Here is a 17,802-nt window from a genome sequence, read left to right on the forward strand (position 1 = left end):
GGGGCAGGTCACTGGCACGATCGCGCCATGCGTGGCCTGATGCAGGACTACCCCCTGACCATCGATGCGATCTTCCGGCACGTCGAGCAGCACTACGGCGACGGCACGATCGCCACCGCCGGCCCGAACGGGGTGACCCGGGTGACCTACGCCGAGTGGGCCGAGCGGACCCGCCGGCTGGGCGGCGTGCTCGACGCCCTCGGCATCAGCGCCGACGGGCGGGTGGCGACCTTCGGCTGGAACAGCCAGCGGCACCTGGAGCTGTACTTCGCCGCCCCGAGCAGCGGGCGGGTGCTGCACACGCTCAACATCCGGCTGTTCCCGGAGCAGCTCACCTACATCGCCAACCACGCCGAGGACGAGGTCGTCTTCGTCGACCGCAGCGTGCTGCCGCTGCTGTGGCCGCTCATCGACACCATGAAGACGGTCCGGCAGGTCGTGGTCATGGACGACGGCGGGGACAACGAGATCCCCGACGACCCGCGGGTGCTCGACTACGAGGCGCTGCTGGCCGAGGCCTCGCCGGTCGACTTCCACGTCGACGACGAGTGGCGCGCGGCCTCGATGTGCTACACGAGCGGCACCACCGGCAACCCGAAGGGTGTCGTGTACTCGCACCGCTCGACGTTCCTGCACACGATGGGCGTGCTCATGCCCAACGCCTTCGGGCTGGGGATCCGGGACGTCGCCATGCCGGTGGTGCCGATGTTCCACGCCAACGCCTGGGGCATCGCCCAGGCCGCGCCCGCCGGGGGGGCCTCGCTGGTCATGCCCGGGGCGATGATGCAGCCGCAGGCGCTCGCCGACCTGATCGTCGAGGAGGGTGTCACCTTCACCGCCGGCGTCCCGACCATCTGGCAGGGCGTGCTGCCGCACCTGGCGGGCCGGCCGCACAAGCTGCGCGACATCGGCTGCGGCGGCTCGGCGGTGCCCAAGGCGCTCAGCGAGGCCTACCGCGAGCAGGTCGGCCTGCCGATCCTGCAGGCGTGGGGCATGACCGAGACCCACCCGGTCGCCTCCTCGGGGATCCTGCCGCCGCGCTTCGACGACCTCGACGACGCCGCCAAGGCCGACCAGCGCGCCCGCGCCGGCATCCCGTTCCTCGGCGTCGAGGCGCGCATCGTCGACGCCGAGACGCTCGAGCCGCAGCCGTGGGACGACAAGGCCACCGGCGAGTTGCAGGTGCGCGGGCCGTGGTGCGCGCAGGACTACTACAACCCGGACGCCGGCGTGACGCTGACGACCGACGACGGCTGGATGCGCACCGGGGACGTCGCCGCGATGGACTCCTTCGGCTCGATCCGGATCGCCGACCGCACCAAGGACCTCATCAAGTCCGGCGGTGAGTGGATCAGCTCCGTCGACCTCGAGAACGTGCTGATGAGCCACCCGAAGGTGAAGGAGGCCGCGGTCGTCGGCATCCCGCACCCGAAGTGGGACGAGCGCCCGCTGGCCTGCGTCGTCGTCAAGGAGGGCGAGACGATGACGGAGGACGAGGTGCTGGACTTCCTCAAGCCGAAGGTCGCCAAGTGGTGGCTGCCCGACGCCGTGGAGTTCATCGACGAGGTCCCCAAGACCAGCGTCGGCAAGTTCTCCAAGAAGGACCTGCGCAGCCGCTTCGCCGAGTACCCCACCTCGTAGCCGGGCGGAGTGCCCCGTGCGAGAAGACCTCGCCCGGGGCACTCCGCTCATCGACCGCTGGTGCTGGAGTGGCACGAGCGTTCATCACTGGTGACTTGCAGCAATGATGTGGTTACCGTCCGTTCGTGAGCACCATCGGGCCGGCGTCGGCCACCTCCCTCACCAGGCACCGGGCCGAGCGGGCTCCGCGCCGGCTGTGGGCCTCGGGCCTCGCTGCGGTGGTGATCGGCGCAGGTCTGGTCACGCCGGCACTCCTGGTCCCCGAGGCGTCCCCCTCCGCAGAGCCCGCCCTCGAGCAGGTGCGGAAGGTCCGGCCCGCGCCCACGACCACGGCGGCTCCGGCCCCGGCGCGCTCCCGCCCGGTGGCGAGCAGGCCCCCGTCGCGCGGGACGGCCACGACCGCCCGGGCTCCCGCGGACACCGCCGCGACGCCCGGTTCCCCGTCCGGTGCGTCGAGTTCCAGCGTGCCGAGCGCCCCGGTGCTCCCGGCACCCACCCCGACCACCGTCCCGCCCACCCCGGCCGCCGCCCCGGCCACCCCGACGGACAACCCGCTGGCCGGGGACACCTTCCACGGCTCGAACCCCGGCGCTGCCCGTGCCGCGGCGCAGCCGGGCACCAGCCCCGAGGACGCCGCACTGCTGCGCGAGCTGGCGCAGATCCCCACGGCGACGTGGCTGGGGTCGTGGAGCGGGGACGTCGCGTCGACCGTCCGCCAGGTGGTGGGCGACGCCCGCGCGGCCGGGCGCGTGCCGGTCTTCGTGGCCTACAACATCCCGGGCCGCGACTGCGGCGGGTACTCCGCGGGCGGCGTGGACTCCCCTGCGGCCTACCTGCAGTGGGTGCAGGCGGTCGCGGACGGCATCGGGACCGCGGAGGCGGTCGTGGTGGTCGAGCCGGACGCGCTGGCCCAGCTCTGCGGCGACCAGGCCGAGCGGCTCGGGATGCTGCGGTCGGCCGTCGACGCGCTGGAGCGCAACCCCGGCACGCACACCTACCTGGATGCCGGGCACTCGAACTGGGTCGACGCCGTGACGATGGCCGAGCGGCTGCGGACGGCCGGCGTGCGCGGCGCGGACGGGTTCGCGCTGAACGTCTCGAACTTCCAGACGACGGCGAGCAACGTGACCTACGGCGGGCAGGTCTCGGCCCTCCTGGGCGGCGTCCACTTCGTGGTCGACACCAGCCGCAACGGCAACGGCCCCGGCAGCGACTGGTGCAACCCCGCGGGCCGGGCGGTCGGGCAGCGACCGACGAGCTCCACCGGGCAGCTCCGGGTCGACGCCTACCTGTGGGTGAAGACGCCGGGCGAGTCGGACGGCACCTGCAACGGCGGTCCGGCGGCCGGCACCTTCTGGCCCTCGTACGCGGTCGCGCTCATGCGCGCGGCGGTCTAGCGGTCACCCCCCGAAGTCCTCGAGCTCGCCCGCCGGCGGCAGCTCGCTGTAGCCGACGCGGTACACGAGCAGCTGCATCCCCGGCGACGGGCTGTAGGAGGCGGTCCGCTCGAAGGTGCCCTCGAAGTACTGGAAGACCTCCTCCTCGTAGCCCTGGTCGTAGCTGAGCAGCAGGTGCACGTACTGGTGCCCGGCCGCGAGGGAGGCCACGTCCTCGGGCAGCCGGGCCGGGTCGAACGCCGGGATCCCGCCCTCCCGGTCCCACTCGGGCAGGGTGGTGACCCGGGCGGTGCCGTCGTAGTAGTACTCGAACGGGTACACGGTGAAGGGCGAGCTGAGCACCACGAGGTCCTGCGGCGTGGCGTCGTCCTCGACCAGCTCCGCTGCGGTGCGGTAGTCCTCCGCGACCGGGGTCTCGGGGTTCGCCGCCTGCACGACGGTGCCGAGCACCGCGCCGGCGAGCAGGGCGGCCGCCAGCCCCTGGGCCACCGGCCGGCTGAGGCTGCTGGCGAACTTCACCAGCAGCAGCAGGAACGCCGGCAGCGCCGCGATCATGTACCGGGAGAGGAAGAACGGCGTCACCAGGTGGCTGACCACGAACGCCATCAGCACCGGCACGAAGGCGGCCACGACCAGGTAGCCCGTCGCCCGGTCGAGCCTGGCACCGACCCGGACGCTGGCCAGCGCGGCGAGCACGAGGAGCGGCCACATCTGCAGCACGGTCGTGTTGATGGCGTCGCTCTGGAAGCCGACGAGGAACTGGGAGTAGACGTTCGAGTAGTCGACCGACGAGGGCTTCGGGAGGTTGGGTCGGGTGCCCGACGCGGACCCGTTGGCCCGGAAGTAGAGGAACCACGGCAGGAACGCGAGCCCCACGAGCACGGCGGCCCCGGCCATGCGCACGAGGGCCCGACGGGGCAGGCGCGACCACATCGCCAGCAGGAACAGCCCCTGCGCCACCAGGACGAAGACGAAGAAGTAGTGCACGTAGACGCCGACGACGGCGGTGGCGGCGTAGCCGATCCACGGGGCGGTCCGGTCCGTGCGGACCAGGGTCAGGAAGAAGTACTGGCTGACCAGGGTGACGAGGACCAGCATCGAGTACATCCGCGCCTCGCTGCCGTACCAGTGCAGCAGGGGTGCGCAGCTGAACACGACGAGGGCGAACAGCGCCCACGGCCTGCTCAGGACCTGCCGTGCGACCAGGTAGAAGACCGGGACGGCGGCGAGGAGGAAGACCAGGGACAGCAGCCGCGCCGTCTCGATCTCCGGGCCGAGCACGAGGCGCCACGTGCGCAGCAGCAGGTGGTAGAGGGGGACGTGGACGTCCTCGGCGATGATCCGCAGGAGGTCGTCGTAGCTGTGGTTGGTCTGCCAGAGGCTCTGCGCCTCGTCGAGCCGGATCGAGTTGCGGAGGAACTCGATGCGGGCCCCCAGCACGACGAGGCCGAGGCACAGCAGGTGGACGAGCACCACGACGACGGGGTCCCCGGCCCTCCGGGGGGCGACGAGGCGTGGCTCCCGGCGGTTGCGGGGGCGTGGGCCCGCGGCCGGTGACGGCGGGGCGGGCAGGAGATCGGTGGGCACGGCGCTCCTCGCGGCGGCTCAGTCGTGCGCCGGCTGGAGGGCCGGCTCGATCGACGGGGGGGTGGGGTGCGCCGTCGCCCGGTCACCCGCGGCCGCAGCCGGCAGGGCGGGGGCCGGGGCCTGGACGAGCGGTGCGCGCCGGGGCCCGCGGGAGGGGGAGGCCGCCACGACGAACGGGACGGCGATCGCCAGGTGCACGGAGAGCCAGGCGACGTTGGCCACCAGCGAGGCGCTGGCCCCCTCCCGCGCGAGCCCGACCGCCAGCGCCAGCGCCGCCACGGCCGCGTAGGTCAGCTGGGGCACCACCAGGCGCAGGAAGTTGGGCCGGGCACCGTCGTGGGTCGCCTTGCTGGTGACGGCGAAGGACGTCTTGCGGTTGGCCAGCACCGCGGCCATCGCCGTGATCTGCAGCCACCACGCGCTCAGCGAGAAGGCGATGGCCTGGTAGCTGTACGTGAAGTTGCTGGTCCGCTGCAGGACGTACAGGTTGATCCACATGTAGGGCACGAAGACCAGCGCGAGGGTCATCGTCGCCGTCACGATCGGGGTCTCCCCCGTGAGCAGGTAGATGATCGGCAGCACCGCGTCGAGCAGGATGACCGAACCGGAGAGGTAGTAGCTGGCCGAGAGCAGGTACTGCAGCTTCTGCCGCCAGCTCAGGCCCCGCCGCACCAGCGGGTTGTACTTGAAGATCACCTCGAGGCTGCCGCGCGTCCAGCGGAACTGCTGCTTGTAGTAGTTGAGGAAGTCGTCGGGCGCGAGGCCCTCGGCGAGGACCTTGGGCACGTAGACGCTCCTCCACCCCCGCTCGTGCATGAACAGCGAGGTGAGGAAGTCCTCGGCGATGTTGAACTCGCACATGCCCCCGGCGTCCGCGATCGCGCTGCGCCGCACGGCCATGTTGGTGCCGCACATGAACGCCGAGTCCAGCCGGCTCTTGCCCGACATGATCGGGCCGAAGAACAGCGTCTGCTGGTCCCAGGCCACCCGCGTGACCCGGTTCTGGTCCTGGTTGGCGTAGAACTGCGGCGTCTGGACGAAACCCATCCGCTCGTCGACGAAGTAGCCCATGACCTCGACGAGGAAGTCCGGGTGCGGCACGTGGTCGGCGTCGAAGACGACGAAGTACGGGCTGCTGGTGCAGCTGAGGGCGTGGTTGATGTTGCCCGCCTTCGCCCCGCCCGGCGTCACCCGGGTGATGCAGGTGACGCCCAGCTCGTCGGCCAGCTCCTCGATCTCCCGCCAGTTCTCCTTGCCGGCGACCAGCCCGTCGTTGAGCAGGTGCACCGTGAAGGGCCGGGGGTAGGTCATGGCCTGCGCGGCCCTCGCCGTCTCCCGCACGATGTCGACCGGCTCGCCGCAGACGGTGATGAAGACGTCGACCGGGGCGTCGAAGCCGGGGGCGAAGGCGCGGGCCGTGTCGCGCCGCCACACGGTCCAGCAGTAGCCGATGATCTGGGCCAGGTGGAACGCCTCGGTCGCCAGCAGGGCCGCCAGCAGGACCCGGTTGCCGTGCTCGAACGCGAAGGCGATGACCAGCGTGTAGACGATCGCGAGCACGACGTTGGCGACGAGGAACCCGCGGTTCGGGACGTACTGCAGGAAGGTGCGGGTGTCGGGACGGGAGGCCGCGACGGGGGTGGGGTTCACGGTGCGGTCACTCCTCGGTGACGGTCAGGTCGGGCAGCTCGTCCAGGTGGAACGCCATCCCGAACCACACCCAGGTGGAGTCGTGGAGGCCGAGCGGCTCGGTCAGGTCCTTGGTGTCCGGGTCGTAGAGCGGTAGCAGCTCCTCGGCGTGGATCTCGTCGGCGAGATCGGGCCGGACGGTGCTGAAGAAGCCCATCGCGCCGCCGTAGAGGGCCGGGGACTCGCGGTCGGCGGCCGGCGTCCCGTCCCGGCGGTAGGCCGCCACGAGCCGGTCCTCCTCGGTCCACCTGGTGGCCAGCGCAGCCTGACCCTCGAGCAGCCGGAGGGGGCGCTCGTCCCCGTGCCAGGCGTGGTCCAGAGCCAGCCGCCACGGCAGGCGCAGGGCCTCGTGGCCGAACCGCGTGGTCAGGTCGCCGCCCGCGGCGCCGAACTGCCCCGTGCGGCGGTCCAGGCGGACCCAGTTCGGCGGGAGGCCGGCCGCCCGGCCGGCGTCCAGCGGCTGGCCGGCGAGCTGCTCCAGCAGGGCGTAGGAGCTGTCCACCAGGCCGGCCCAGTCGTGCTCCGGGTCCACCCGCGCGAAGACGCGGTAGGCGTAGGGCGCGAGGGACGACGGGTTGACCAGCACCTGCTCCTCGGCGCGCTGCCGGTCGTCGGCCGCCAGCACCGGCCGGCCGCCGACCTCGATCACGGACCGCTCCCAGAGGGCCTCGATGAGCGGGAGCGCGTCGTAGAGGTAGTCGTCCTCCTGCCAGCGCGAGTAGGCCATCAGCAGCGCGAAGGCGACGTCGGTGTCGGCGCCGGTCGCAGAGGTCTGGTCGAGGACGTCGTACGAGCCGTCGGGCAGCCGGCCGAACCGCGAGGCCAGCAGCGCGTCGTCCCGCTGCAGGATGTCCTTCGCCCACTGCCAGCTCGCGGCGAAGGTCTGCTGGTCGTCCATCCAGGCGGCGCGCAGCATCGTCCAGCCCTGGCCCTCGGACGTGGTCACCGCACCGTCCTGCAGGTCCAGGGTGCGAGAGGTGCCCGGCTCCAGGTGGGTCTCCGCGTAGACCCGCCACAGGTCGGCCAGCACCGTCTTGTCGGAGGCGACCATCGGCCGGTCGGCCGCGATCACCGCGGCGGCCCGCTGGACGTCGTCCGCGAGGCGCACGCCACCCGCGACGGCCAGCACCACGGCGATCGCGGCCGCAGCGGCGATGATGCGGCGGCGCCGCGCCCGGCGGCGCCGCCGCCGGCGTCCGGCACCCAGGCCCTGCACGGGGGACCGGTCGTCCGGGAGCACGTCCGGGACGACCCTCTCGTCACGCCGCATGCCGGCGCCCTCGTCCGTCGGGTCGCTGGTTCCCGAGCGCAGCGGTCGGGTGCCCGGCCACCTCCACCAGCTCCACCCCCGGTTCGTCGAGCAGGTGCCGGCCGCCGAGGAGGTCGGCGTGCCGCGCGACGAGCACGCTGATCGACGGGTCGTCCCGGCGGATGCCCAGCCGGGCGAGGACGGCCTCGACGTCCCCCTCGTCCGCGCCGGCGAGGAGCGCGCGCACGGTGGTGCCGTCGGAGACCCAGACGTCACCGGCGCGTCGCGAGGACGGCCAGTCCGCGGGCAGCGCGGACCGGGCAGCGCTGAGCACGACGACCAGGTCGTTGCCCGTCCGCCGCTCGCGCTCGCCGCGCAACCGCCGCTCGAGGCGCACCTGCTCGGCGTCGAGCGCCTGCTGCACGCCGTCCGCCGTCCGCGCCCAGGTGAAGCGGGCGGCCCACGCCCGTGCCCGCGCACCGACCACCCCGGCGACCACCGGGTCGGCGAGGGTGAGGAGCGCCCGGGTGATGACCTCGGCGAGCCCGTCGCCCGGGCCGTCGACGAGCCACCCGGTCTCGCCGTGGCGGACGGTGTCCCGGAGCCCGCTGACCCGCCGGGCGACCGCGGGGACACCGGCGGCGTTGGCCTCGACCAGCGACACGGCCCAGTCCCCGCCGTCGGAGGCGCTGACGGTCAGCCAGGCGGTGCCGAGGAGCGCGTCCCGCTCGGTGTCGGGCAGGTGGCCGTGGAAGACCACCCGTGCCCCGGCCGCCTCGACCCGCTGCTCCAGCTCCCGGCGCACCGGCCCCTCGCCGACGAGGTGCAGCTCGGCGTCGGGCAACCGGCGCTGGACCTCGGCCATCGCGTCGACCAGCGACCCGAGGCGCTTGTCCGCCGCCAGGCGCCCGACCACGACGACCCGGGGTGTGGCCGAGCGCTCGCTGCGCACGCCGAACGTGTCCGCGCCGGTGGGCACGACGCTGATCGCACCGTCGAAGCGCAACCGCCGCCGGACCTGCGTCCGCGCCGACGGGGAGAGGACGACCACGGTCCGGTGCCGGTACGCGCGACGGCTCGCAGGGCCCTCGAGCCACCGCGCCAGCCGCGCGGCCAGCGGGTGCAGCGCGCGGGCGAAGCGGTCCTGGTGGACGTGGTGCACCAGCAGGACCACCGGCGTGCGGCGCCCGACGACCAGGGGGCTGAAGAAGGGGATGCCGTTCTGCGAGTCGACGACCTGGCCGATCGACGAGCGGTGGCGCACCAGCCACAGCAGGGCCAGCGGGTAGACGCTCCACCAGCTGCCCATCCGCCGGACGGAGTAGCCGTCGAGGCTCTCCCGCGCCGCGGTGCCGGCCGGGCGGCTCGTCACGAGGACGACCGAGCGCCCGCGCCCGGCCAGCTCGCGGGCGACGCGCTGGCAGTAGAGCTCGGCGCCGCCGGCCGCCGGGTGCCGCCGGTCCCGCCAGTTCAGGACGACCACGGCGGAGCCGCGTGCTGCGCGCCTCACGACATCCTCCCGAGGGCCGCGCGCACGGCGGCGACCTCGGAGACGACCCGCCGGCCGTGGCTCCACACGTGGAAGGACGAGCCGGCCTGGTCGGTCCACCGGACCGGCACCTCGACGACCGGCATGCCGAGCCGGGCGGCCACGGCGAGCACCTCGACGTCGAAGGCGAAGCCGGCGGCGCGCACGCGGCGGAAGATCGCCTCGGCCGCCTCGGCCGTGAAGAACTTGAAGCCGCACTGGGTGTCGGCGACCTGGCCGACGAGGGGCCGGGTCAACGTCCGGAAGGTGGAGGAGCCGAGCCGCCGGACCAGGGGCTGGCGGACGGCGTAGCTCGCGCCGGGGGCGCGCCGCGAGCCGATGACGACGGGCCGCCCCTCCCGGAGGTGGGCGAGGACCTCGGTCAGGACCTGCGGAGGGGTGGACAGGTCCGCATCGCAGAAGCCCCGCCAGGTCGCCGTGCCCGCCAGGATGCCGCGGCGCACCGCCGCCCCCTTGCCCTGGCGCGCGCACCCGATGAGGCGCAGCGCCGTGTTCTCCGGGGCGCGGGCCGCCACCTCGTCGACCACCTCGGCGGAGCGGTCGACCGAGCCGTTGTCGACCACGGTGACCCGGGCGTTCAGGGGCAGGGTGGCGGTGTGCGCGGTCAGGGCGCGCAGCGTCGCCCCGAGCCGGGCCTCCTCGTTGTAGACGGGGACGACGATGTCGAGATCGGGCGTCGACGGATGCACTGGGTGTGGCACCTTCCAGGAACAGGGGAGAAGGAGGCCGGCTGGCTCGGGCCTCATGCGCGACCCCGGCCCGTGGCCGATTCGGCGGGCAGCGGGGTGCGGAGGTCCGCAGGCGCGGCCTCCAGGGGGCTTGCGGCGTCCGCGACGTCGCGGACCGGCCGGCGGGTGAAGACCACCCGGGAGCTGAGCGTGAAGTTCGCGGCCGCGCTGGCGGCGGTCGCGACGACGGCGCTGTGCAGCGGCGGCATACCGGCGACCCGGTAGGCCGTCGAGAACACCGCCGCGTTGACGCAGAACCCGACGAGCGCCGAGCCGTTGAACAGGACCGCGCGGCGGACGACGTGACCGGCGGTCTCCCGGCCGACGGGACGGCGCGACGACCAGGTCCAGAGGTAGCTGAGCGCGAAGTTGACCTGCGTCGCGGTGAGGAAGGCGGCGACGTTGGCGACCTCGGGCACCGACCACGGGGACACGAGCACGAAGACCGCGAGGTGCAGCGCCGTGACGGTCAGGCCGACGACGGCGAACCGTGCGGAGTGGGCACGCCAGAGGGCAGGCAGCATGGGACGTCTCCTGAGCAGGCCGACACAGACAGGTAGGCCAGGAGCACGCCGGATTTTGAGCACCCCCGTGGTACGGGCGTCACCGTACGGGGATTCAGGCGGTCCCGTTCCGGCCTCCCGGCCCGTTGCGCGACCGGCAGCGACTCACCCACGGGGCGTGACCGAATCGCCGGTCGAAGGGTGTCGCGGGGGTGAACAGGGCGAGAGGATGCCGCGCCCGGGACGACCGCCGGGATGGCGTCCACGCTGGTCAGCCGCCTGCACCGCGCCCGCCACCGGCAACTCGCATAACGATCCGGTAACGGAGCTGCCGCCGGAGGGCACGTACCGTGCGCCCCAGGTGCCGGGCCGGCGCCGGTCCCGCCGGCCGGGCACCCGGCGTGGCCGCGGACCCGGACGCCGGCCGGTGCGAGCCACGGTCCCCACGGCGCCCGCCCTGTCGGCGGAGCCCTGCTCCCCGGGCCGTCGTCGCCGTCCGTCGGGAACCGTCGAGAGGTCCTGTGTTGAGCAAGCGCCTGATCACCGCCCTGCTGTCCGTCGGCGTCCTCGCGGTGCTGCTCGCCGCCCTGCTGGCCGACCCGGACGGCGACCCGGCCGGCGACGCCCCGCCGGGCACCGCTGCGGGTCCGTCGACCGGCTCCGCGCCCCCGGCGCCGGAGCTGCGCACCTACACGGCCGACGAGGCCGGGCGGGCCTTCCTGGACGGGTACGTCGACGACGACGGCCGGGTGGTGCGCACCGACCAGGGCGGGGACACCGTCAGCGAGGGCCAGGCCTACGCCATGCTCGTCGCGGTGGCCCTCGGGGATGCGGCGACCTTCGAGTCCGCCTGGACCTGGGCCCGCGACAACCTGCAGCGCCCCGACGGGCTGCTCAGCTGGCGCTGGGCGGAGGGCGGGGTCGTCGACGCGTCGGCCGCCGCGGACGCCGATCTCGACGCCGCCCGCGCACTCGTCCTCGCCGGCGAGCGGTTCGGGGAACCGCGGTACACGACCGCGGGGCTGGACCTCGGCCGGGCGGTGCTCGACCTGGAGACGGTGCAGACCGGCGCCGGCCGGATCCTGCTCGCCGGCCAGTGGGCGACGAGCGAGCCCTACGCCTACAACCCGAGCTACGCCTCACCGGGGGCGACCGCGCTGCTCGGAGCGGCCTCCGGCGACCCCCGCTGGGCCGAGCTGACGGCGGGCAGCCGGGCGGTCACGGGCTCGCTGCTGGAGCAGGCGCCGCTGCCGCCGGACTGGGCGCAGGTCCGCGCCGACGGCACCGTCGAGGCGATGCCCGGCGCGATGGGCCGGGGCGTGGACGTCCGGTACGGCTACGACGCCGCCCGGACGCCGATCCGCTTCGCCGAGTCCTGCGACCCGGCCGACCGGGCGCTGGCCGCCGACATGCTCGTCCCCCTGGACCGCGGCGGCGACGTCGCGGAGCTCGACCTGGGCGGCTCACCGGTCACCCAGGGCGAGTCGGTGGTCGCGGCCGCCGGCCAGGCGGCGGCGGTGGCCGCGGCCGGGGACACCGCGCGCGCGGCCGAGGAACTGGTGGACGCCGACCACCTCGTGCAGACGGACCCCAGCTACTACGGCGCGGCGTGGGCCGCGCTGGGACGTTTCCTGCTCACCGACGACGTGCTCGGGGGGTGCCCGCCCGCCCCGCTGGCGCGGTGAGGACCGCGCCCGGGACGGCGGGGACGGGACCGGTGGCCGGGCGACGGGCACCCGTGGCGACGTGCACCCGTCGGGGTCAGCCGGCCGGGTCGCCGGAGGGCTGCCAGATCCCCCACTCGTGCCCTCCGTCCGGGGTGCGGACGACCGCCGTGCGCGTGTACCCGAGGCCGGCCATCCGGGGCTCGAGCTGCCGGCCGATCTCCGACGCGCCGTCGAGGAACACCACCCCCAGGTACCGGTCCGCGAGCGCTCGCTCGAAGGCGGGCAGGTCGGACAGGCCCTGGTACTCGAACGCGCCGGGGTAGGTGGCCACCCACTGCAGCGGCAGGGTCTGCTCCCGCAGCGCGTACTGCAGCGGCTCCGGGTTCTCCCCGGCGATCCGCACCCCCGGCGCGGCCTCGACGATCGGCGTGAGCGCCCTGGCCAGGGGCGTGGTGTCCGGCCAGCTGGTGAAGATCCGCTCCGACACCGACGCGCCGTGGAGCAGCGAGCCCAGCAGCGCGACGGCGACGAGCGGGGTACCCCACCAGCGCTCCACCAGCACCACGCACAGGTGCCCGGCCAGCGGGGCCGCGAAGACCAGGCCGAGGACCACGGTCTTGTGCAGGGAGACCGACTCGCCCGTGTGCACCTGGTAGAGGGGTGCCGCGACGCTCGCGACCAGGAGGACCGCGCCGAGCGCGGGACGGCGGCGCAGCAGCAGCAGGCCGCCCAGCAGGCCGAGGGCGATCACCGGGCCGGCGTCGCCGACGACCCTCCCGAGCAGCTGCGCCGTGGTCTCCGGCGCGAGGCTCTGGCGCAGGATGGTGCTGTCGACCACGCCCTCCAGCAGCGGTCGCGCCCAGGTGAGGGCGCTGAGCGCCAGGACGGCCAGCGCCGTCGACCCCGCGACGAGGCTCGTCCGCAGGCCCCTCCAGCGCCGGGCGGGGTCGTCGAGGGTGCTGGCGGCGATGGCCAGCAGGACGAACGGCGCGTCGATCGCCGAGGCGTACTTGAGCAGCACGGCCAGCGCGAGCAGCCCGCCGACCAGCGCCGCCCACCACCGGTCGCGCTCCCGCTCCCCCCGGGCCACCCGCACACCGATCGCGAGGGCCCAGGCGACGGCGGCGTAGGACGGCGCGTCGAACGTGGCGAAGCGGGTGAGGACGAGGACGGGGCCGCTGACGGCGAACACCAGGGCCGCGAAGACGCCGACGCGCACCTCCCCCGGCCGCGCGAAGAGGGTGTTGGCCGTCCGGTAGACCGCGATCGTCGCGCTGAGCATGCACAGCGTCGAGAACAGCCGCGCCAGCTCCAGACCGCCGACGCCGTCCAGCACCGCGGCGAGCACGGGGTAGAGCTGCGGGGCCCCGGTGAACCAGGCGGCGGGGTTGCCGTACGTCTCGGCGCCGTGCAGCCAGGAGTCGAGCGCCAGGTGGCCGTAGTAGAGGTACAGCGCCTCGTCCTGGAACGCCGAGTTGCCGAGGCGGAGGCCCATGACCGCCTGGAGCAGCAGGACGGCGGCGAGGGGCAGGTGGCCCAGGAGCCGCCGGGGAGCGGGGCGTGGCGAACGCGAGGAGGTCTCGGCGGTGTCGACGGCGGAGGCGCCCGTCGCGCCGGCACGCGGCGGTGCGGTGGTCGTCGAACGCTCGTTCGCTGAGCTCATGGTGGGTCCCCGAGGTCACGGTGGAACGCCGGTGCGACGGTGCGCCGCGCAGACGGGCGCCCCCCGTGGGCGGAGGGCAGCGACCGCCACCACGGTAGGCGCACCGGGAACGCCTCCCGTCGTGATCTCGGAGATCCCGCCGCGGGGCACGCCGTCCCCTGCGTGTCGAGCGACCCTCCCGGTGGCCGGGCGGAGTGGGTCCGTCGACGTCACGCCGACGTCACGCCGACGGATCCACGCCACCTCAGCGGACGAAGGGGGCCTGGCCGGTCTCGCTCACCAGTGGCCGGCCGGCCGCCTCCCACTCCCCCATGCCGCCGGCGACGTTGACGGCGTCGAAGCCGTTGGCGTTCAGCCACGCCGCGACCCGCGCCGAGCGGCCACCGCTGCGGCACACGACGTGCACCGGGTCGCCCTCGGGCAGGTCGTCGAGCCGCGCCGGCACCTGGCCCATGGGGACGTGCGTCGCACCGTCGATGTGGCCGTGCACCCACTCGTCGTCCTCGCGGACGTCGAGGACGACGGCGTCCTCGGGGACCTCGGCGGCGGGCACGGTCGGGACCTGCTGGGGCATCACCCGGCCCATGGTGCCAGCGCCCCGGCGGCGGCCGCCGGGGCGCTGCCGCTCCGGCCTCCGGCGCCGGGGGAGGATGGGGGTGATGAGCACCGCCTCCGCGCCCGCCCGCGACCCGGCGTGGTCCCTGCCGCGCTCGGCCATCGGCCTCTGGGTGACCGAGAGCGTGATCAGCGCGCTGTTCCTGGGAGTGGCCGTCGTCGCGTTCCTGCTGTTCGTCCCGCCCGAGCCGGGCACGCCGCTGCCGCTGCTGCGCTGGCTGGTCCCCGTCGGGTTCGCCGTGTACGCGGTGGTCGCGATCGGCATCCGGCCGTGGTTCAAGCACCGGGTGTACCGGTGGGAGGTCACCGGCGAGGCGGTGTTCACCCGCACCGGCTGGCTCAGCCAGACCTGGACCCTGGTGCCGATCTCCCGCATCCAGACCGTCGACGTCACCCGCGGGGTGCTCCAGCAGCTCTTCGGCCTGGCGACCGTCGCCGTCCTCACCGCGTCCAGCCAGGGCACGGTGCGCATCTGGCACCTGGAGCACGACGTGGCCCAGCGGGTGGCCGAGGACCTCGCCCTCCGCGCGGAGGCCGTCCGCGACGAGGCGACGTGAGCGGCGGGGGCACGTGAGCGGCCTCGGCGGGGCACGGAGCGGGGACGGCGCGCCGGCGGACGGCGCCCCGGGGGCCACCAGGCCCGCGGACGACGCACCCGTGGCCGCCGGGCCCGCGGACGACGCACCCGTGGCCGCCGGGCCCGCGGACGACGCACCCGTGGCCGCCGGGCCCGCGGACGACGCACCGGGGACCGCCGGGCCCGCGGACGGCGCAGCCCGCCGGACGTCCCCGCGGGTCGTCCTGGCGCACACGATCACCTTCCGGCAGGCCCGCCAGCTGGTGCCGGCCCTCATCCCGGTGGCCGCCGTGACCGGCTTCGACGGGATGGGCACGGTCGTCCTGCTCGCCGCCGTCATCACGGCGCTGTCGCTGGCCGCGGCCGGGCTCTCCTGGTGGCGCTTCTCCTACCTCGACGGGCCGACGTCGACGGTGGTCACCCGCGGCCTGCTCACCCGCTCGGTCCGCACCGTGCCCAACGACCGGATCCGCGGTGTCGAGGTGGAGACGCCGCTGCTGCACTGCCTGCTCGGGCTGGTGCGGGTGCGGGTCGACGCGGCGGCCGGCGCGGTCGGCACGGACGCCGAGGAGCTGCTCGTCGACGGCGTGACCCCCGCCGAGGGCGACCGGCTGCGCGCCCACCTGCTGGCCCGCCGGCCCGACGGCGCCGCGCCCGCCCCCGGGGTGCCCGCGCCGGGCCCGCCGCCGGAGGAGGTGGTGGCCCGCCTCGACACCCGCTGGCTGCTGTACGCCCCCCTGGTGGGCAGCTACCTCGTCGTGCCGCTGGCCGCCCTCGGCGCGCTGTTCCGCTTCCTCGACGAGCTGCCCCGGGCCCTGCGCCCGGACATCCCCGGCCCCGACCTCGGCGAGGTCCGCGCGCTCGTGCTCGTCGTCGGGGCGGTCGCCGGGCTCGTGCTGCTGGCCGCGGCCGCGGTGGTGGGCGCCGCGCTGGTGAACTGGCGGTTCCGGCTGGTGCGCCGGGGTGGCTCGCTGGTCGCCGAGCGCGGGCTGGTCACCCGGCGGCAGACCGAGCTGGAGATCGACCGGATCCGCGGCGGGACGCTCAGCGAGGGCCTGGGCATGCGGTGGGTGCGGGCGGCCCGGGTCACCGCCCTGGTCACCGGGCTCGGGCAGGCCGGCCGGCGCGGGCAGCTGCTGCCGCTGGGCCCGCGGACCGAGGCCGCCGCGCTGCTCGGCCGGCTGGTCGACGACCCGGGGGAGCTGCGGCGGCACCCCCCGGCCGCGCGCCGCCGCCGGCTGGCGCGCGCCCTGGGCACCGGGCTGGCCCTCACCGCGCTCGGGGCCGTGGCCCTCGCCGCGCTCGGCTGGTGGGTGCCGCTGGCCGCCGGGATCGCGCTCACCCTGCTCGGCGTCCCGATCGGGCTGGGCCGCTACGCCGCGCTGGGGCACGCCGTGGGGCCGCGCAGCCTCGCCGTCCGCAGCGGGTGGCTGGTCCGCGAGCAGGCGGTCCTCGAGCGCCGGGCGGTCGTGGGGTGGCAGGTCCGGCAGAGCCCGTTCCAGCGACGGGCCGGGCTGGCCACGGTGACCGCGTGCGTCGGGGCCGGCAGCGGCGGCTACGCGGCGGTGGACATGGCCGCCGGCGAGGTCCCGGACTTCACCGCGGCGGCCTCGGGACCGTGGGCGGGTGCCCTGGCGCCCCGCTGACCCCCGCGCCGCCGACCTCCTCGCCGAGGTCGGCGAGCAGGCCGGCCGCGGCCCCGGGGTGCTCCCCGGCCAGCAGGCCCGCCGCGGCGAGGACGTAGCGCCGGTCGACGACCAGCGCGGCGCCCTCGAGCACCGCCCCGGCGCCCCCGCGGTCGGCGGCCACCCGGGCCACGGCGTCCGCGAGCGCCGACCCGGAGGCGTGCCGGAACACCCCGCCGGAGAGCACGACGAGACCGCAGGTGCGCACCCCGGCCCCGCCGGGGCCGTACGCGGCCTCCCCGCGCAGGTGCCGGCGCAGCGCGACCGTGACCGCCGCGGCGCCGAGGTCCAGCGGCGCGTCACCGCCGAGCGGCACGTCCTCGGCGGCCGCCGCCGCGCGCAGCGCACCGGCGCTCGAGGCCACGCCCAGGTCACCCTCCACCGTGCGCCGCGCGGCCGGGACGCCGACCGCCTCGCGGCCGAGCGCGGCCTGCTCGGCGTCGGGGTCGGGCACGCAGTGGACGTCGGTGGTCGCCCCGCCCACGTCCACCACGACCACCCCCGGCGCCGGCCGGCCCGAGCGCGCCGCGGCGAGCTCGGTGACCCCGGCGAGCACGGCGTCCGGGGTCACCGTGCGGACCCAGCCCGCCAGCCGGGGGTCGGTGGAGAGGCGGTCGCCGCCGATGACGTGCCGGAGGAACACCGCCCGGATCGCCGCCCGCGCCGAGGCCGGCTCGAGCCGGCCGATGTCGGGCAGCACGTTGCCGGCCACGGTCACCGGCACACCGCCACCGGCCAGCGTGGCCGCCACCTCCTCCCGGACCGCGGCGTTGCCGGCCAGCACCACCGGGACCGGCCACCGGAGGGCGGCCAGCGCGGCCGCGTTGTGCCGCAGCACCGAGGCCTCCCCGCCGTCGGTGCCACCGACCAGGAGGACGACGTCCGGGGCGGCCGCGCGCAGCCGGGCCAGCACCGCCCGGTCGAGCCGGCCGGCGGCCACGTGCACCACCCGGGCACCGGCGGAGAGAGCCGCGCGGTGCCCGGCCTCGGCGCTGATGAGCTCCTCGTAGCCGACGACCGCCAGCCGCAGGCCGCCCCCGGCGCTCGAGCAGGCGAGCACCGGCGCGTCCCAGCCCGCGGTCGCCGACAGCACCCCGGCCACGACGTCGTCGAGGGTCGTCGGCGCCTGCGCGGTGGCCAGCAGCCGGCCGCCCGGCACGTCCACGAGCGCCGCCTTGGTCCAGGTCGACCCGATGTCGACGCACGCCACCCCGGTCACCGGAGCACCCTAGACGGGGTGTGCTGATCTCCG

At 75.4% G+C, this 17,802-nt stretch carries 14 protein-coding genes; 5 read left to right on the plus strand and 9 right to left on the minus strand.

Translation table 11 applies throughout. The annotated features are described in order from the left end of the window. Positions 1 to 27: 27 nt before the first annotated feature. Positions 28 to 1,641, plus strand: a complete 1,614-nt coding sequence (locus D0Z06_RS11620) for a long-chain fatty acid--CoA ligase (protein ID WP_117377536.1) — start codon at positions 28 to 30, stop codon at positions 1,639 to 1,641. 464 nt (positions 1,642 to 2,105) lie between these two features. Further along, a complete protein-coding gene (locus D0Z06_RS11625) occupies positions 2,106 to 3,038 on the plus strand; it encodes a glycoside hydrolase family 6 protein (RefSeq protein WP_158579956.1) in 933 nt (310 codons plus the stop codon). A 3-nt stretch (positions 3,039 to 3,041) separates the two neighbouring features. On the opposite strand, the gene D0Z06_RS11630 is transcribed toward D0Z06_RS11625, so the two are convergent. Genes D0Z06_RS11630 through D0Z06_RS11655 form a run of 6 tightly spaced genes read right to left on the minus strand, consistent with a single transcriptional unit; the run spans position 3,042 to position 10,364 of the window. Further along, on the minus strand, positions 3,042 to 4,625 hold the full coding sequence (locus D0Z06_RS11630) for a glycosyltransferase family 39 protein (RefSeq protein ID WP_117377538.1): 1,584 nt from the start codon (positions 4,623 to 4,625) through the stop codon (positions 3,042 to 3,044). Between the two features lie 18 nt (positions 4,626 to 4,643). Then, the gene (locus tag D0Z06_RS11635) at positions 4,644 to 6,275 is read right to left on the minus strand and encodes a glycosyltransferase family 2 protein (protein WP_117377539.1); all 1,632 of its coding nucleotides are present in this window, start codon (positions 6,273 to 6,275) and stop codon (positions 4,644 to 4,646) included. 7 nt (positions 6,276 to 6,282) lie between these two features. Beyond that, positions 6,283 to 7,584: a glycosyl hydrolase family 8 gene (locus tag D0Z06_RS11640; RefSeq protein WP_117377540.1), complete on the minus strand. Its 1,302-nt coding sequence runs from the start codon at positions 7,582 to 7,584 to the stop codon at positions 6,283 to 6,285. Beyond that, complete coding sequence (locus D0Z06_RS11645) at positions 7,574 to 9,073, minus strand: glycosyltransferase family 4 protein (RefSeq protein WP_158579957.1); 1,500 nt, start codon at positions 9,071 to 9,073, stop codon at positions 7,574 to 7,576. Before D0Z06_RS11645 ends, D0Z06_RS11640 begins: the two co-directional genes overlap by 11 nt. Continuing rightward, the gene (locus D0Z06_RS11650; protein ID WP_158579958.1) at positions 9,070 to 9,801 is read right to left on the minus strand and encodes a dolichyl-phosphate beta-glucosyltransferase; all 732 of its coding nucleotides are present in this window, start codon (positions 9,799 to 9,801) and stop codon (positions 9,070 to 9,072) included. The genes D0Z06_RS11645 and D0Z06_RS11650 overlap by 4 nt, the downstream gene beginning before the upstream one ends. A gap of 53 nt (positions 9,802 to 9,854) precedes the next feature. Continuing rightward, positions 9,855 to 10,364, minus strand: coding sequence for a GtrA family protein (locus D0Z06_RS11655; RefSeq protein WP_117377543.1), 510 nt, complete (start codon positions 10,362 to 10,364; stop codon positions 9,855 to 9,857). Between the two features lie 503 nt (positions 10,365 to 10,867). Between D0Z06_RS11655 and D0Z06_RS11660 the strand changes: the two genes are divergently transcribed. Beyond that, entirely contained in the window at positions 10,868 to 12,028 is a 1,161-nt protein-coding gene (locus tag D0Z06_RS11660) for a glycosyl hydrolase family 8 (protein WP_158579959.1), read from the plus strand. Between the two features lie 76 nt (positions 12,029 to 12,104). On the opposite strand, the gene D0Z06_RS11665 is transcribed toward D0Z06_RS11660, so the two are convergent. Beyond that, a complete protein-coding gene (locus D0Z06_RS11665; RefSeq protein WP_117377545.1) occupies positions 12,105 to 13,673 on the minus strand; it encodes a glycosyltransferase family 39 protein in 1,569 nt (522 codons plus the stop codon). 244 nt (positions 13,674 to 13,917) lie between these two features. Further along, a complete protein-coding gene (locus D0Z06_RS11670; RefSeq protein WP_233517620.1) occupies positions 13,918 to 14,247 on the minus strand; it encodes a rhodanese-like domain-containing protein in 330 nt (109 codons plus the stop codon). 85 nt (positions 14,248 to 14,332) lie between these two features. Between D0Z06_RS11670 and D0Z06_RS11675 the strand changes: the two genes are divergently transcribed. Together D0Z06_RS11675 and D0Z06_RS11680 are read left to right on the plus strand one after the other, a co-directional pair. Beyond that, a complete protein-coding gene (locus tag D0Z06_RS11675; protein ID WP_117377546.1) occupies positions 14,333 to 14,845 on the plus strand; it encodes a PH domain-containing protein in 513 nt (170 codons plus the stop codon). A 100-nt stretch (positions 14,846 to 14,945) separates the two neighbouring features. Then, entirely contained in the window at positions 14,946 to 16,511 is a 1,566-nt protein-coding gene (locus tag D0Z06_RS11680) for a PH domain-containing protein (RefSeq protein ID WP_233517613.1), read from the plus strand. Here the strand turns inward: D0Z06_RS11680 and D0Z06_RS11685 are convergent. Then, the gene (locus tag D0Z06_RS11685; RefSeq protein ID WP_117377547.1) at positions 16,462 to 17,769 is read right to left on the minus strand and encodes a glutamate mutase L; all 1,308 of its coding nucleotides are present in this window, start codon (positions 17,767 to 17,769) and stop codon (positions 16,462 to 16,464) included. The genes D0Z06_RS11680 and D0Z06_RS11685 overlap by 50 nt on opposite strands. Between the last annotated feature and the right edge of the window lie 33 nt (positions 17,770 to 17,802).

It is taken from the genome of Geodermatophilus marinus, from assembly GCF_003428645.1.
Taxonomy (GTDB): Bacteria; Actinomycetota; Actinomycetes; order Mycobacteriales; family Geodermatophilaceae; genus Geodermatophilus.